The sequence below is a fragment of the Massilia phyllostachyos genome, from assembly GCF_021044825.1.
GTDB lineage: Bacteria > Pseudomonadota > Gammaproteobacteria > Burkholderiales > Burkholderiaceae_D > Telluria > Telluria phyllostachyos.
In genome coordinates, this window is the sequence record NZ_JAJNOC010000008.1 from 1 (window position 1) to 14,058 (window position 14,058).

Sequence of the window (14,058 nt, forward strand, 5' to 3'; positions counted from 1 at the left end):
GGCTGGGGATGAGCTTGCCGGCCGCCTCCCAGCGTCTCAGCGTGCTGGCCGAAACGCCAAGCGCTTGCGCGGCAGCGGTGATGGACAAAAACTTGTTCATATGAGTATGACTACTCAAAAATGAATAAGTTCCAAACTAACTGTTAAAACCCGCGCCGGTGCGCAGCAACGGGCGCTGACGAAGCAGGCGCACGGCCGAAATCCGGGGTTTGCGCAGAGGGTGTGAAAAAACGGCTATGGCAAGGCGCCGAGTCGAAGACAGTACACTCGTACGGCGAGACGAGGCAACGCAGCCATGGACGAATTTTTCACACACTCGTAGGGTGGGCAATCCCTTGCCCACGCGTTCAACGAAGGCAAGCGTCGCGACAGAGCATCCTCGAGTCGAACGCGTAGGCGGGAACCGCAAGGCTGCCCCGCCCCACCCATCCCTAGTACAATGCGCCCTTTGCACGCCTCCAACTCCGGATCTCGACCACCATGAAACCCGCCCGCATCCTTACCTTCAAGTGCGCCAAGTGCACCAAACCCGTCAAGGTCTTCCTGCAAAAGGTCTCGGCCTGCTCGCACATCCAGCCCTACCAGGGTATCTGCGATTGCGGCGAGGTCAAGCGGCATGCGACCGGCAGCCCGGACGCCGTGAAGTCCTTCCTCGAATCGAGCGACGGCAACTGGCACCACCACCATTAATCCAGGGTAGCGATGAGCCAGATCACATGGCAGGAAGGCGGCGTCGAACGCAGCGCCCAGTGGCGCTCGGAAAGCGGCTGGCCGGCGCCGAAGAAGGTCGTGCTTGCCGACGACACCATGAACGCCGATGCGGCCTACCGGCTGGCGCTGGACGGCACCGCCCTGCTCTGGCGCGGCGACTTCCAGAACGCGCGCCAGCTGCTGAACGCGCTGGTGCGCCGGGTCGACCATAAAAGCGACCGCGCACGCCGCGCCAAGGCCAAGCCGGATACAACGCCGACGCCGACGGAGCTGTTCCACCGCCACCGCCTGCAGCAGCTGCAGCGCGCCCGCACCCTGGCCATGCTCCTGATCCCGTTCGAGGCCGGCCACACGATCCCGCTACGGCGCGCGCCCGACGTCCACGAGGCTTGCCTCGAGGCCTACGGCGCGGCCGCCGAGCCCTACGTCGCTTCGCTGCGCGAACTGCTGGGCGTGATCGGCGCCCACGAGTGGCGCCGCAAGGGCGTGCACATTCCGGCCCTCGACGAGCGCATCCACCCCTGGTACGGCGTGTTCTCGCCAGTGCGCGGCGAGTATGTCGAACTGGTGGCGCAGGCTCCCCTGCGCCATGGCATGGAGCTGGCCTTCGACATCGGCGCCGGCACCGGCGTGCTGTCGGCGGTGCTGGCGCGGCGCGGCATCGAGCGCGTGGTGGCCACCGACATGGACCTGCGCGCGCTCGGCTGCGCGCGCGACAACATCGTGCGCCTGGGACTCGGCTCGGCCGTCGAGCTGGTCCAGGCCGACCTGTTCCCGCAAGGCCGCGCGCCGCTGGTGGTCTGCAATCCGCCCTGGCTGCCGGGCAAGCCCAGCTCGGCCATCGAGTACGCGATCTACGATCCCGACAGCCGCATGCTCAAGGGTTTCCTGAACGGCCTCGCCGAGCACCTGGAGCCGGACGGCGAAGGCTGGCTGATCCTGTCCGACCTGGCCGAGCACCTGGGCCTGCGTCCGCGCGAACAACTGCTGGGCTGGATCACCGCGGCCGGCCTGGCGGTCGTCGCGCGCCACGACGTGCGTCCGACCCATGGCAAGGCCAGCGATCCGGACGACCCATTGCATGCGGCGCGCTTACAAGAAGTCACCTCGCTGTGGCGCCTGCGCGCGGCGGCCTGAGGTTCTGCACGCTTGAGCTCGCTCAAGCATTGCGCATCGAAAAAATTTGCCGTTTGCTTTCGGCCCCGCGACGCGTTATAATCTTTTTCTCAGACGCGGGGTGGAGCAGTCTGGCAGCTCGTCGGGCTCATAACCCGAAGGTCACAGGTTCAAATCCTGTCCCCGCAACCAAATACCGTACAGAAGCCCGACTCTTGTAGCCGGGCTTTTGTTTTCTGTGGCAGCAAAAGACGGCGCAAGCGACACCGCGCCAGCATCGTATAGTGCCGCAGCAAGAGCTTCGCAGTCAGAGCTGATGAGAGACAAGAAAGACAACGCAACGATCGACCTGCCGGGCTTCGAACCGGCCGCTCCGCCCGTTTCCGTTGCCGAACCGAAGCGCGCCGCTCCCCGGCCGCGCCGCGGGTCACTCAAGCAGGAACAGCTCGAATTGCTCGACGAGACCGACACCACCGGCTTGCCGGTCTGGCGCCGCGACGACAACCTTGACCTGACCGGCCTGCCGGTCTGGGCGCCGGCCTCGACGTAGTCCGGCTCACCGGCTTCGGCCCAGGCTTGACTACCATGCACACCCACTCACCTTTCACTTCGCTGCCGCTGACGCCGCGCTTCCTCGCCAACCTCGCCACGCTGGGCTACCACGCGATGACGCCGATCCAGGCCGAGAGCCTGCCGGCCGTGCTCGAAGGACGCGACCTGATCGCCCAGGCCAAGACCGGCAGCGGCAAGACCGCCGCCTTCGGCATCGGCATCCTGCACACCCTCAATCCGGCCTGGTTCGCAGTCCAGGGCCTGGTACTGTGTCCGACGCGCGAGCTGGCCGACCAGGTCGCCGGCGAGCTGCGCCGGCTGGCGCGCGGGGTCGGCAACGTCAAGATCCTGACCCTCACCGGCGGCGTCGCCATGCGTCCGCAGATCGCCTCGCTGGAGCACGGCGCCCACATCGTGGTCGGCACCCCAGGCCGCATCCGCGACCACCTGGGCCGCGCCACCCTCGACCTGTCGAAAGTCCAGACCCTGGTGCTGGACGAGGCCGACCGCATGACCGACATGGGCTTCTATGACGAGATCGCCGGCATCGTCAGCGCCTGCCATGCGCGCCGCCAGACCCTGCTGTTCTCGGCCACCTACCCGGACGACATCCGCTTCGCCACCGCGGGTTTCCTGCGCGACCCGCTCGAAGTGGCGGTCGAGAGCCAGCACAGTGCGGAAAAGATCGAACAGCGCTTCTACGAGATCGGCTTCGAGGGCCGCGACCAGGCCGTCGCCAAGCTGCTCAAGCATTACCGGCCGGTGTCCACCCTCGCCTTCTGCAATACCAAGGCGCACTGCCGCGAACTGGCCGACCACCTGCGCGAGCAGGGCTTCTCGGCGCTGGCCCTGTACGGCGAGCTGGAACAGTGGGAACGCGACGAGATCCTGGTGCTGTTCGCGAACCGCAGCTGCTCGGTGCTGGTCGCCACCGACGTCGCCGCCCGCGGCCTCGACATCGCCAACCTCGACACCGTCATCAATGCCGACGTCTCGAAGGACCCGGAAGTGCACGTGCACCGCATCGGCCGCACCGGCCGCGGCGGCGAATCGGGCCTTGCGCTGACCCTGGCCGCGCCGAACGAAAAGAAATGGGTGCGCCTGATCGAGGAATACCAGGACCTGCCTGCCACCTGGCACCCGCTGGACGAACTGGGCGAACACCAGGAACCGGGCGTGCCGGCGCCGATGCTGACCCTGCACATTGCCGGCGGCAAGAAGGCCAAGCTGCGCCCGGGCGACATCCTGGGCGCCCTGACCGGCGACGCCGGCCTGTCGAAGGAGCAAGTGGGCAAGATCAACGTGACCGAGTTCGCCAGCTACGTCGCGCTCGACCGCCACGTGGCGCATGCCGCCGTCGCGCGCCTGTCCGACCGCAATGCCCCGGGCCCGGAATTCGGCGCCATCAAGGGCCGCTACTTCAAGATGCGTTTTCTGGCGGTCTGATCCGCACGACGACTGTGACGCGATTTGTAAGTATTTTGTAACAGTCGCGCACGGTTGGCTCAGCAGCACCGCCACCCGGGCAAATCTGGCATTATTTGTCAAAATACAAATACCGGGCCGGGGACAGCGGGCGACGTCACGGCGCGGCGCACATGCCATGATGACGAGCACACCCGTAACCCCACAGCAGCAGACCGACGGCCGGACCGTGCGCGAGGTGGTCGAATGCAACCAGGAACTCGTCAACGAGGTCTGGTGCCGGCGGATCTTCCGCCAGATCCTGCAGTCGCTCGAGCTGCAGTACGCGATGCAGATGCCGCATCGCCCCATCGATCCCGATACCGTGCTGGTGCTCGATTCCGGCGACCCGATCCTGCTGCCCGCCTCCGGCCAGAACGATCCGGGCGCCGAAGCCCAGGACCTGCACGCGCTGGCCGCCGTGGTCCATTACGCGATCACCCGGGAAACGCCGCCGCGCGGTCCCCTGCGCGGCCGCGCCCTGCCGGACGACTACAGCGACACCTTCCTCACCGCGGTCGACCGCTGCCTCGCGCCGGACCCCGCCGAGCGTCCGCGCACGATCGAGGAACTGCGCAACCTGCTGGGCATCGTGCTGCTGGGACCGGCAGTACCGGCGGCGCCGCCGCAGCAAGCAACGGTCCACCATGCCGTCCGCGAAGCGCAGGCCGCCTCGCTTGACGATTCCGCCGGCTCCCTCGACAGGGACCGGATGCGGCGCTGGCTGCTGCTGGTGGCCGCCACCACCGTGCTGCTGTGCGCGGCCGGCGCCCTGGTCGCCTTGCTGCACCAGGCCGATGCGCGCGACGCGCTGACCTTGTCCCTGCCGGAGCCGGCGCCAACGCCGCCCGTCGCAGCGGCGCCGCAGGGAATGCCGGCCGACACCGTCATCCTCACCGATGACAACGCCACGCCCGCGCCTCCTCTCGTCCAGGCGCCGCAAGCTGAAGCGACCCCGGCCGCCGCTTCCCAGCCCACGCCGCCACGCGCCGCGCCCGCCGCCGTTGCCGGCGCAAGCTACAAGCTCGTCATCAAACCCTGGGGCATGGTGCAGGTCGACGGCGTCGACCACGGCGCCAGCCCGCCGCTCAAGCGCCTGAACCTGGCGCCGGGCGAGCACACGATCCGCATCACCAACCCGGACTTCCCGGAACACACGGTCGTCGTGAACGCCGCCCGCGGCGATGCGTCGACCATCGAACTGGACTTCAGCGAGGAGGCTGCCGAGTGAAGCCGCGCATCGAACCTTGCTGGCGCGCCGGCGCGCTGGCCGCCCTGCTGCTGCTGGGCGGCTGCGCCGAGATGAACGCGTCCCTGAACTCGGTGTTCGGGCCAAGGGAACCGTCGCGTCCCCGCCCGCACCCGCGCGCCGAGGACGTGCAGCGCGCCCGCGCCGAGCGCAGCGAACGTCCGGCGCCGCGCCCGGAACGCCCGGCGTCGAACCGCGACGACACCGCCCTGCGCGAAGGCATCGCCCTCTACGACGACGGCGACTTCAACGGCGCCATCAAGCGCCTGGCGTCAAGCGACATGAACGGCGGCTCGCTGCGCAACCGCATCACGGCCCTGAAATACACGGCCTTCAGCTATTGCGTGACGAACCGCCCCGCGCCCTGCCGCCAGGCCTTCGAGCGCGCGCTGCGGCTCGACCCGGCGTTCGACCTGGCGCCCGGCGAACGGGGCCACCCGCAATGGGGGCCGGTGTTCGCCAAGGCCAAGAGTAGCAGCGCGCGCTAAGTACTCGACTAGAAATAAATGTGAATTTTGGCAAACAGAACCGGATGCGGTGCATGGCGGCGAGTGCGCCGCAGTGCGAGCACTGCAAGCAGGAGCCAACGCAGCAACGCGCCGGTTATGGCAGCCAAAAACACATTTATTTCGTGGCGAGTACTTAGATTCAGAACTTGATGTTGATGCTGCTGGGGTAAGTCGGCGCGCGGCGGCGTTTCGACGCCTGCTCGTAGGCATAGGCCATGCCGATCAGGCTGGCTTCGCTCCAGGCACCGCCGACGAAGGAGATCCCCACCGGCAGGCCGCGGGTGAAGCCGGCCGGCACCGTGATGTGCGGATAGCCCGCCACCGCCGCCGGGGTCGAGAAGCTGCCGCCGTAGTGGTCGCCGTTGATGTAGTCGGTGAGCCAGGCCGGGCCGCCGGTCGGCGCCACCAGGGCGTCCAGCTTGTGTTCCTTCATGACCTGGTCGATGCCCTCGTCGCGCGAATAGCGCAGGTCATTGGCCAGCGCCTCCTTGTACTCGCGCGCATCGAGGCCCGGCTTGGCCGCGGCCGCCACCAGGTGCTCCTGCTTGAAGTAAGGCATCTCCTTCGCCGCGTTCTTTTCGTTGAAGGCGATCACGTCGGCCATGGTCTTGACCGGCGCATGCGGCGCGTAATTCTTCAGGTAGGACGCCAGGCCCGGCGCGAATTCATGGAGCAGCACCTGCAGCTCGCTGTCGCCGTACTTGTCGGTGTTCGGCACCTTGACGTCGACCAGGGTCGCACCCTGCGCGCGCAGCACATCGAGCTCCTTTTCGATGATGGCGTCGACGGCGTCGTTGGCGCCGAAGAAATTGCGCGCCACGCCGATGCGTTTCCCCTTCAGTCCGTCCGTGCGCAGCGCCGCGGCGTAATCCTTGACGTGGCGCCCGGCGTCGGCGGTGGCCGCGTCGTCCTTGTCGGCGCCGGCCATCGCGGCCAGCATCAGGGCGGCGTCGGCCACGCTGCGGGTCATCGGGCCGGCGGTGTCCTGGGAATGGGCGATCGGGATGATGCCGCCGCGGCTGAGCAGGCCCAGGGTCGGCTTGATGCCGACGATGCCGCAGGACGAGGACGGCGACACGATCGAGCCATCGGTCTCGGTGCCGACGGTCAGGGTCGCCAGCGCGGCGGCGGCGGCCGAGCCGGAGCCCGAACTCGAGCCGCTGGTGTTGCGGTCAAGCGCATACGGATTCCTGGTCTGCCCGCCGCGGCCGCTCCAGCCGCTGACCGACTTGGTCGAGCGCATATTCGCCCATTCGGACAGGTTGGTCTTGCCGATGATGACGGCGCCGGCCTGGCGCAGCAGGGTGACGATGTGGGCGTCACGGGTGGCGCGCACGCCGTCGAGCGCCAGCGAACCGGCGCTGGTGCTCATCTTGTCGGCGGTGGCGATATTGTCCTTCAGCAGGACGGGGATGCCGTGCAGCGGACCGCGCACCTTGCCGGCGGCGCGCTCGCGGTCCATCTCGGCGGCGATCTGCAGCGCGTCCGGGTTGGTCTCGATGACCGCATTCAGGCGCGGGCCGGCCTTGTCGACGGCGGCGATGCGCGCCAGGTACTGCTTCACGAGGCTGCTGGAAGTCAATTTGCCGGAAGCCATCTGCGCGCCCTGCTCGCGCACGCCGGCATCCAGGATGCCCGAGCCGGCGCTGGCGGCGGGCGTCGCCGCTCCCCCGGCGCCCGCAATGCCTGCGCTGGCCGTGATGCCAGCGCCGATTCCAAGCTGAACGAACTCCCTGCGTTTCATACAAGCCTCCATGTCAAATGATGCATGAGCATAACAGTAAAGTTACTCATGTGACACGTTTGCTACGGGAAAGTCCGGGTGCCCTCCGGCGCCGGGCGCCGCCGCGAGGCAAGCATGCCACCGGGTGCGTGCCCCGGCTCGGCGCGTTCGCGCAAGGGCTTGGGATCCGTATGGGTACATGGCGTCGTGACATTTCCCTGCCCGGCAGTTCTCCTGTAGCGGCAGAACATGCATACTTGAGGATTGGGCATGACATCTCCTTTCAGGAACAGATCGAAGGAAGTTCCGCTGCCCTGCCAGGAGCTGTTAAGATACACAAAGCGGAACACGATTCCGCATATTATAAACGGAACTTTGTTCCGTTTAATAGATATTTTTTATGGATACGAATACCAAGCAAGAAGACGAGGGACCGGAGGGCCAGCCGGCGCGCGGCAAACGGGCGGACGCCCAGCGCAACCTGGATCGCCTGCTGCAGGCGGCACTGGACGTGTTCGCCGAGTCGGGTGTCGAGGCGCCGGTGCGCGACATCGCGCAGCGCGCCGGCGTTGGCGTCGGCACCTTCTACCGCCACTTCCCCCAGCGCGCCGACCTGATCATCGCGGTGATGAAATCCCAGATCGACGCCTGCGCCGACGCCGCCCCGCTTCTGGCCGCCGAACACGATGCGGGCGAGGCGCTGGCGCGCTGGATGCAGCGCTACGTCGACTTCATCGTCACCAAGCGCGGCCTGTCGAACGCGCTGCAATCGGACAGCGCCGCCTACGCCGCCCTGCCCGACTATTTCTACAGCCGCCTGCGCCCGGCCCTGGCCGGCCTGCTGCAGGCCGCGGTCGACGCCAAGGTGATCCGGCCCGGCTTCGAGGCCGACGAGCTGCTGCGCGCCGTCGCCACCCTGTGCAAGGCCAATCCCGACGAGGACACCGCCGCCACGCGCCGCATGGTCGGCCTGCTGGTCGACGGCCTGCGCTGCCGGGCCGGGGACTGATTCGCCAAGTGAACGGGCGAAAAAAAACGCTGCCGAGGCAGCGTTTTTTTCATCGAGCCGGTTCGCTTAGTTGCGGACGACGCGCTTGTATTCGTTGGTGCGGGTGTCGATCTCGATGGTGTCATCGGTGCTGACGAACAGCGGCACCATCACGATGTGCTGCTTGGCTTCGATGGCATTCTCGATCTTGGCTTCCTTCAGGACGTTGCCCGAGGTGTTGCCCTTGACGGCCGGCTCCGAGTACACGACCAGGCGTGCGATGGTGGTCGGCAGTTCGACCGAGATCGCCTTGCCGTCGTAGAACACCGCTTCGCATTCCATACCGTCTTTCAGGTAGTTGATGGCGTCGCCCATGTTCTCTTCTTCGATTTCGTACTGGTTGTACTCTTCGTCCATGAAGACGTACAGCGGATCGGCGAAGTACGAGTAGGTCACCGGCTTCTTGTCCAGCACGACGACGTCGAACTTGTCGTCGCCGCGGAACACGTTTTCCAGCGGAGCATTGGTCAGGAGATTCTTCATCTTCCACTTGTAGGTGAAGCCCGTGCGGCTCGAACCGTTCACGTCGGAACGCAGCACGATGAACGGCTTGTCTTCGACCATAATGATGTTGCCAACACGGATTTCTTTAGCGAATTTCATAGGTGTTTTCGTAAAAAGGGTTTTGCATTAAATCAGCGGTGGCCAGTGAGCGAAGAAGCTTTTTTCAGGCTACGTCTGATCGTCGGTGATTCCTTACAGACTAACCGCGCATTATACCGGATTTTCGCTTGCGGACCCTAGCGCGCGGGCAAAATCGAGCATCTGCGTCGTCAAGTCGCCATGCGCCAACACCTCCCCGCGCCATTCTTCCGCACGAGGGGCAATGCGCGGCAAGGCGGCTTGCAAGTCTCGCCACGCCTGCGGCCAGGACGCGATCACGCATGCGCCGTTCCAGCCCAGCGAAAAAGTGGCGAGCTCATCCAGTCCGCCGGCGTAGCGGTCCAGGAAGGCGCGCAATTTCTTGTGGTGCAGGTTCTCGTCCTGGGGATAGATGTGCCAGACGAAAGGCCGGCCGGCCCATTGCGCGCGGACAAAAGAATCCTCGCCGCGCACGAAGTTCAGGTCGCAGGCCCACAGCAGGCGGTCGTAGTCCGGCTGCGGCACGAAGGGCAGCACCCGCACCGTCAGACGGCCGCGGGTGGCGCCGGCCCCGGCCACCGCGTCGGCCTGGATGAAGTCCGCGACCGCCTCGCGCGCCACGCCTTCCGGCACCAGGCAGGTCACCGGACGTTCGCCGTCGGCCCAGGCCGCCAGCTGCGCCGCGACCGGCGCATGCGGGTAGCAGAACAGCGACACTTTCAGGCTGTCCATTTCCTCCTTGGTCACACCAAAAGGGGCCAGGAAGCGCGCCATGGCTGCGCGGTCGGCCTGGAAGGCCAGGCGCTCCTCGTCGAGGCCGGCCTCGTGCAGCAGGCCGCCGGTCTTCACGGTGAAACCCGGGAAGAAGAAATGCTTGGTCAGCTTCAGGCGCGGGTGCATCGAGGGCAGGCGGTGGCAGCCTTCGACCCACTCTTCCGCGGTCAGGCCCTCGAGGTTGAACCAGACCGGGCGCGGCAGGCGCTGGGCCATCGCGGCGACGTAGCCGGGCGGCAGGTCGACCGCGAAGAATTCGATGACGATGTCGGCCACGTCTTCCGGCGTGGTGGTCACGTCCTGGCTGGACCAGTGCAGCACCCGCACGCCCTCGACTTCCTGCTCGGCGGCGCCCAGGTCCACCTGCGGGCAGATGCGGCGGAAGCTGGACAGGTCGTCGACCCACAGCGTGACGCGCACGCCGTGCTCGCGCCACAGCTGGCGCGCCAGGCGCCAGCAGATGCCGATGTCGCCATAGTTGTCGACGACCTTGCAGAACAGGGCCAGGGTAGTGGCGCGGGAGGCGGGAGGGTTCATACGGAAAGGGGTACGCGAGGAAGGGCGCCATTCTAAGCGATTTCATGCGTCCACGCTCGGAGGTACCGCACGAAAACGCCGCCTGAATCCAGGCGTTTGCAAGCCTCGTTCGCAGCATGTCTGCGCCATCGCAAGCAATGGGACGACAAGGGAAAAGCGCCCCGTCCCTCTCAAAACTTCGCTTCATGTCCCCTGTCGAACGCCTACCTGCAGGGAGCCCGGCCGAGCAAACCCGGCCCCTGCCCTCCGTCCACGCACCGACCTTACCCGGTGCGCGGATGCCATGGTCGCTACCGCGCATACCAGGCGCGTAAGGGCGCCGGCATCGCGTGCGCCTCGCACCCGATGCCGAACTGTTGCGCGCGGAGGCAACATTCAAAAGGAGTTTGAACATGTACGATTACCAGCAATACGGCGTGGGCCAACCCCAGATCGCTCCCCAGGGCCTGTTCGGCGGCATGATCGGCGGTCCGCTGGGCGGCCTGATCGGCCGCGGCATCGGCACCGTCTTCGGCAACCCGGGCCTGGGCGGGCGCATCGGTGAAGTGGCCGGCGGCATCGGCGGCGGGCTGCTGCCCTTCGGCGCCGACCCGAGCACCGCCTATGGCGGCCAGGCTCAGCAATTGCAGCAACTGCAGCAGCTCCAGCAACTGCAACAGCTGCAGCAGCAACAGCAGCTGCAACAGCAATTGCAGCAGCTACAACAGCAGCAACAGGCACAGATGGGCCAGGTGACGCCGCAAGGCTTCGTCGGCGACCTGTTCACCCAGTATGGCAAGGGCGCCGGCAGCGTCCTCGGGAACATTACGGGGAATTCGACGCTCGGCAATATTGCCGGTGGCGTGCTGTCGGGCATCGGCGGCCTGCTGCCCTTCGGCGCCGACGCCCAGGGCGCGGGCGTGCAGCAACACCCAATCGTCCAGCAACTGCAACAGCTGCAGGCGCAGCAACAGCAGCTGTTCCAGGCGCTGCAGCAGATCCAGCAACAGCAGGCCGTGCTGCAACAGCAGCTCGCCGCCGAACAGCAAGGCGGCCAGATCGGCCCGCAGGGATGGCTGGGCAATGTGATCAAGCGCGTCGCCCAGCCGGTCGGCGGCTTCATCGGCGGCCAGCTCGGCAACAAGGCCCTGGGCAGCGCCATCGGCGGCGTCGCCGGCCAGGTCGGCGGCATGCTGCCGTTCTCCGCCGATCCGTGGTCGGTCTACGCCCAGCAGGCGCAGCTCGGGGGCCAGCAGACCCTGCATTGATTCCGTCTTGCCATCGCGCCGCCTCCCGCCGCGGGAGGCGGTTTCCGCCCAGGAGACACCAGCGTATGCCGAGTACCACCAGCGGGCCCGTGGCGGGCCGCCGCAGCCGTTACATCGTCCAGGCCGCCGTTGATGGCGCGCTGGACGCCTTCCTCGACGGCCTCGCCGCCTTTCCCGCCGTGCGCCTGGTCGAGACGATCGGGCCGCAGGCCGGGCCGCCGCATACCGTCGTGGTCGAGATGGATCCCGATACCGCCGAGCAGCTGCGTCGGCTCAACCTCAATCAGTTAACGATCGAACCGGACCAGCCGCTGTCGCTATTCGACTAGCGCCGCCGGCGATCGAGCAAGGAGACACCATGCCCAAAACCCCACCGGGTCCCAGCGAGCAGCCGGGACCGCCACCCAACGGCCCCGACGGCCGTCCGAGCGCCGACGACGCCTCCGCCGCGCGCATGCGCGACCAGGCGCGCGACGCCGGCGCGGAGCCCGGCAGCGGCGACGGCCCCGCGGCGTCGCGCGAATTCGCGGGCCACCGCACCGTGACCGAGCGCAAGAAAAAATACCTGGTCGCGCCGCGCCCCCTGCCCGCCACCGCCGGCTTCCTGCTTCCAGCCGGGCTGATGCCCTCCTTGTCGCTGTCCTCCGTGCACCAGGCGCTGGAAGGGCTCGGCGACATCGAGGTCGTCGATACCGTCGGCGGCCGCAGCGGCCCCCACCCGGCCGGCCTGGGCATGCCAGACGAGGGCGTCATCGTGGCGCGCATGACCGAGCAGAAGGCGGGCGAACTGCAGCAGCGCGGCCAGGGCCGCCTGATCGTCGAGCGCGACCAGCACCTGCAGCTGCTCGATCCGATGCTGCGCCGGCCCGACCTCGTCAGCTCGCTCACGCCCTACAGCGGGCCGAGCGTGGACGTCACTGTGGCGGTGCTGGGCAAGGACGGCGCGCCGCTGCCGGAGGCCGAAGTCTCGCTGTTCGGCGGCCTGCTGCCGAGCAGCGCGGCGACCGGCCCCGATGGCGTCGCCCGCCTGCGCCTGTACGGCGACGACCTGCACATGATCAGCGGCCTGTACGTCAAGCCGCGCGCCGACCACTGGAGCCTCTACCAGCGCGACCCCGACCTCAACGCCCGCGAGGCGAACGTGGTCATGCTGCGCCCGCTAGCCGAGTGGCCGGCCCTGCGCAACCTGCCGCGCCAGAACGCGCTCGGCTGGGGCGCGCGCGCGATGCGCCTCGACCAGGTGCCGCCGCCCATGCGCGGCCAGGGCGTCAAGGTCGCCGTCATCGATTCCGGCGTGGCTACCACCCACGGCAACCTGAACCGCATCCGCGCGGGCTTCGACGTCATCAACAAGGCGGTCGACCGCAACACCTGGAATGTCGACACGCTCGGCCACGGCTCGCATTGCACGGGCGTGATCGCCGGCGCCGATCCGAGCTGGGGCATCCGCGGCTTCGCGCCGGACGCCGAGATCCACGTGTGCAAGCTGTTCCCGGGCGGCCAGATCAGCCAATTGATCGACGCCCTCGAATACTGCATCGAGAACGGGATCGACGTCGTCAACCTGAGCCTGGGCGGCAGCGCGCCGTCGGAAACGCTGGAGCGCCAGATCGTGCGCGCCAAGCAGGCCGGGGTCGCCTGCATCGCGGCGGCCGGCAATTCCGGCGGACCGGTCCAGTATCCGGCGGCCTCGCCGCACGTGCTGGCGGTCGCGGCGATCGGCAAGGCCGATGAGTTCCCGCCCGACAGCTACCACACCGAGACCATCGGCCAGGACATCGACCAGCAAGGCTACTTCACCGCCCGCTTCAGCTGCGCCGGGCGGCAGGTCGACGTGTGCGCGCCGGGCGTGGCGGTGGTGTCGTCGGTGCCGCCGAACAATTTCGCGGCCTGGGACGGCACCTCGATGGCGGCCCCCCACATCACCGGACTGGCGACGCTGGTGCTGGCGCACCGTCCGGAATTCCAGGGCATCCTGCGAACGCGCTCGGCGGAGCGGGTCGAACACCTGTTCCAGGTCTTGCGGCTCAGCGCGCGGCCGGTCGCGACGAGCGATCCCATCCGGATCGGCTACGGCATGCCGGACGCGCTGGTCGCACTCGGCCTGTCGGCCCCGGCCGGCCAGTTCGCCGCCCAGTGGCAAGTGCCGGCGGCAGCGTTCGGCATGGCGCCAGGCCTGATGGCGGGCATGCTGGCCGGCGTGCCTGACGGCGGAGCGCGCTATCCGGTCGGATTCGCACCCCTGCAGGCAGGCGCGATGCCGGGCTTTCCCTTCGGGCTGGGTGTAGGCAACTTGCGTCCCGCGGGCTGGTGAACGGATGAGGCGCAGGATGGGCGGTGCGGCATGGCTGCGCCGCTCGTCTTGCGGCGCATCGCGTGCCGTGGGAAGCGCTCCTTGCCGGAGTCAGATACAGGGATGCGATCGATGCGAAGGCCCCGATCAATGTGGGTCCGATCGATGTGGGTCCGATAGATGCGAAGATCCGGTAGGTAACGGAGGTGCGATGGATGCGATGAGCGAGAAGTGCACCGCCGATAACGTGCAC

Annotated in this window: 14 protein-coding genes and 1 tRNA gene; 11 read left to right on the forward strand and 4 right to left on the reverse strand. The window is 67.5% G+C overall.

All coding sequences use genetic code 11. The features are described 5' to 3' along the window. The coding region (locus LQ564_RS26050) for a MerR family DNA-binding transcriptional regulator (protein ID WP_371873524.1) at positions 1 to 100 on the reverse strand (100 nt) is incomplete at its 3' end. 380 nt (positions 101 to 480) lie between these two features. On the opposite strand from LQ564_RS26050, the gene LQ564_RS19800 reads away from it, so the two are divergent. The 7 genes from LQ564_RS19800 (at position 481) to LQ564_RS19830 (ending at position 5,580) form a co-directional block, all read left to right on the forward strand. Then, positions 481 to 690, forward strand: a complete 210-nt coding sequence (locus tag LQ564_RS19800; protein ID WP_231059839.1) for a hypothetical protein — start codon at positions 481 to 483, stop codon at positions 688 to 690. A gap of 12 nt (positions 691 to 702) precedes the next feature. Then, the gene (locus tag LQ564_RS19805) at positions 703 to 1,848 is read left to right on the forward strand and encodes a methyltransferase (RefSeq protein WP_231059840.1); all 1,146 of its coding nucleotides are present in this window, start codon (positions 703 to 705) and stop codon (positions 1,846 to 1,848) included. 94 nt (positions 1,849 to 1,942) lie between these two features. Beyond that, positions 1,943 to 2,019 (forward strand) — tRNA-Met (locus LQ564_RS19810). 124 nt (positions 2,020 to 2,143) lie between these two features. Next, positions 2,144 to 2,377 (forward strand): hypothetical protein, encoded by a 234-nt coding sequence (locus LQ564_RS19815; RefSeq protein ID WP_231059841.1) that lies wholly within the window; start codon positions 2,144 to 2,146, stop codon positions 2,375 to 2,377. A gap of 35 nt (positions 2,378 to 2,412) precedes the next feature. Then, on the forward strand, positions 2,413 to 3,825 hold the full coding sequence (gene dbpA, locus LQ564_RS19820; RefSeq protein WP_231059842.1) for an ATP-dependent RNA helicase DbpA: 1,413 nt from the start codon (positions 2,413 to 2,415) through the stop codon (positions 3,823 to 3,825). Between the two features lie 157 nt (positions 3,826 to 3,982). Further along, positions 3,983 to 5,074: a serine/threonine-protein kinase gene (locus LQ564_RS19825; protein WP_231059843.1), complete on the forward strand. Its 1,092-nt coding sequence runs from the start codon at positions 3,983 to 3,985 to the stop codon at positions 5,072 to 5,074. Beyond that, entirely contained in the window at positions 5,071 to 5,580 is a 510-nt protein-coding gene (locus tag LQ564_RS19830) for a TssQ family T6SS-associated lipoprotein (RefSeq protein ID WP_231059844.1), read from the forward strand. The genes LQ564_RS19825 and LQ564_RS19830 overlap by 4 nt, the downstream gene beginning before the upstream one ends. A 160-nt stretch (positions 5,581 to 5,740) precedes the next feature. On the opposite strand, the gene LQ564_RS19835 is transcribed toward LQ564_RS19830, so the two are convergent. Next, on the reverse strand, positions 5,741 to 7,345 hold the full coding sequence (locus tag LQ564_RS19835) for an amidase (RefSeq protein ID WP_231059845.1): 1,605 nt from the start codon (positions 7,343 to 7,345) through the stop codon (positions 5,741 to 5,743). A gap of 379 nt (positions 7,346 to 7,724) precedes the next feature. Here LQ564_RS19835 and LQ564_RS19840 point away from each other — a divergent pair, with 379 nt between their 5' ends. Further along, positions 7,725 to 8,333, forward strand: a complete 609-nt coding sequence (locus tag LQ564_RS19840) for a TetR/AcrR family transcriptional regulator (protein ID WP_231059846.1) — start codon at positions 7,725 to 7,727, stop codon at positions 8,331 to 8,333. 66 nt (positions 8,334 to 8,399) lie between these two features. Here LQ564_RS19840 and LQ564_RS19845 read toward each other — a convergent pair whose 3' ends face one another. Continuing rightward, positions 8,400 to 8,975 carry an elongation factor P gene (locus tag LQ564_RS19845; RefSeq protein WP_159697749.1) on the reverse strand — a complete coding sequence of 192 codons (576 nt, stop codon included), beginning with the start codon at positions 8,973 to 8,975 and terminating at the stop codon, positions 8,400 to 8,402. Positions 8,976 to 9,086: 111 nt separating this feature from the next. Further along, complete coding sequence (gene earP / locus LQ564_RS19850; protein ID WP_231059847.1) at positions 9,087 to 10,265, reverse strand: elongation factor P maturation arginine rhamnosyltransferase EarP; 1,179 nt, start codon at positions 10,263 to 10,265, stop codon at positions 9,087 to 9,089. 392 nt (positions 10,266 to 10,657) lie between these two features. On the opposite strand from earP, the gene LQ564_RS19855 reads away from it, so the two are divergent. The 3 genes from LQ564_RS19855 to LQ564_RS19865 all read left to right on the forward strand — a co-directional run bounded on the left by LQ564_RS19855 (position 10,658) and on the right by LQ564_RS19865 (position 13,826). Further along, positions 10,658 to 11,512 (forward strand): hypothetical protein, encoded by an 855-nt coding sequence (locus LQ564_RS19855; protein ID WP_231059848.1) that lies wholly within the window; start codon positions 10,658 to 10,660, stop codon positions 11,510 to 11,512. 65 nt (positions 11,513 to 11,577) lie between these two features. After that, positions 11,578 to 11,841, forward strand: a complete 264-nt coding sequence (locus LQ564_RS19860; RefSeq protein WP_231059849.1) for a hypothetical protein — start codon at positions 11,578 to 11,580, stop codon at positions 11,839 to 11,841. A gap of 29 nt (positions 11,842 to 11,870) precedes the next feature. Then, a complete protein-coding gene (locus LQ564_RS19865) occupies positions 11,871 to 13,826 on the forward strand; it encodes a S8 family serine peptidase (RefSeq protein ID WP_231059850.1) in 1,956 nt (651 codons plus the stop codon). Positions 13,827 to 14,058: the final 232 nt, after the last annotated feature.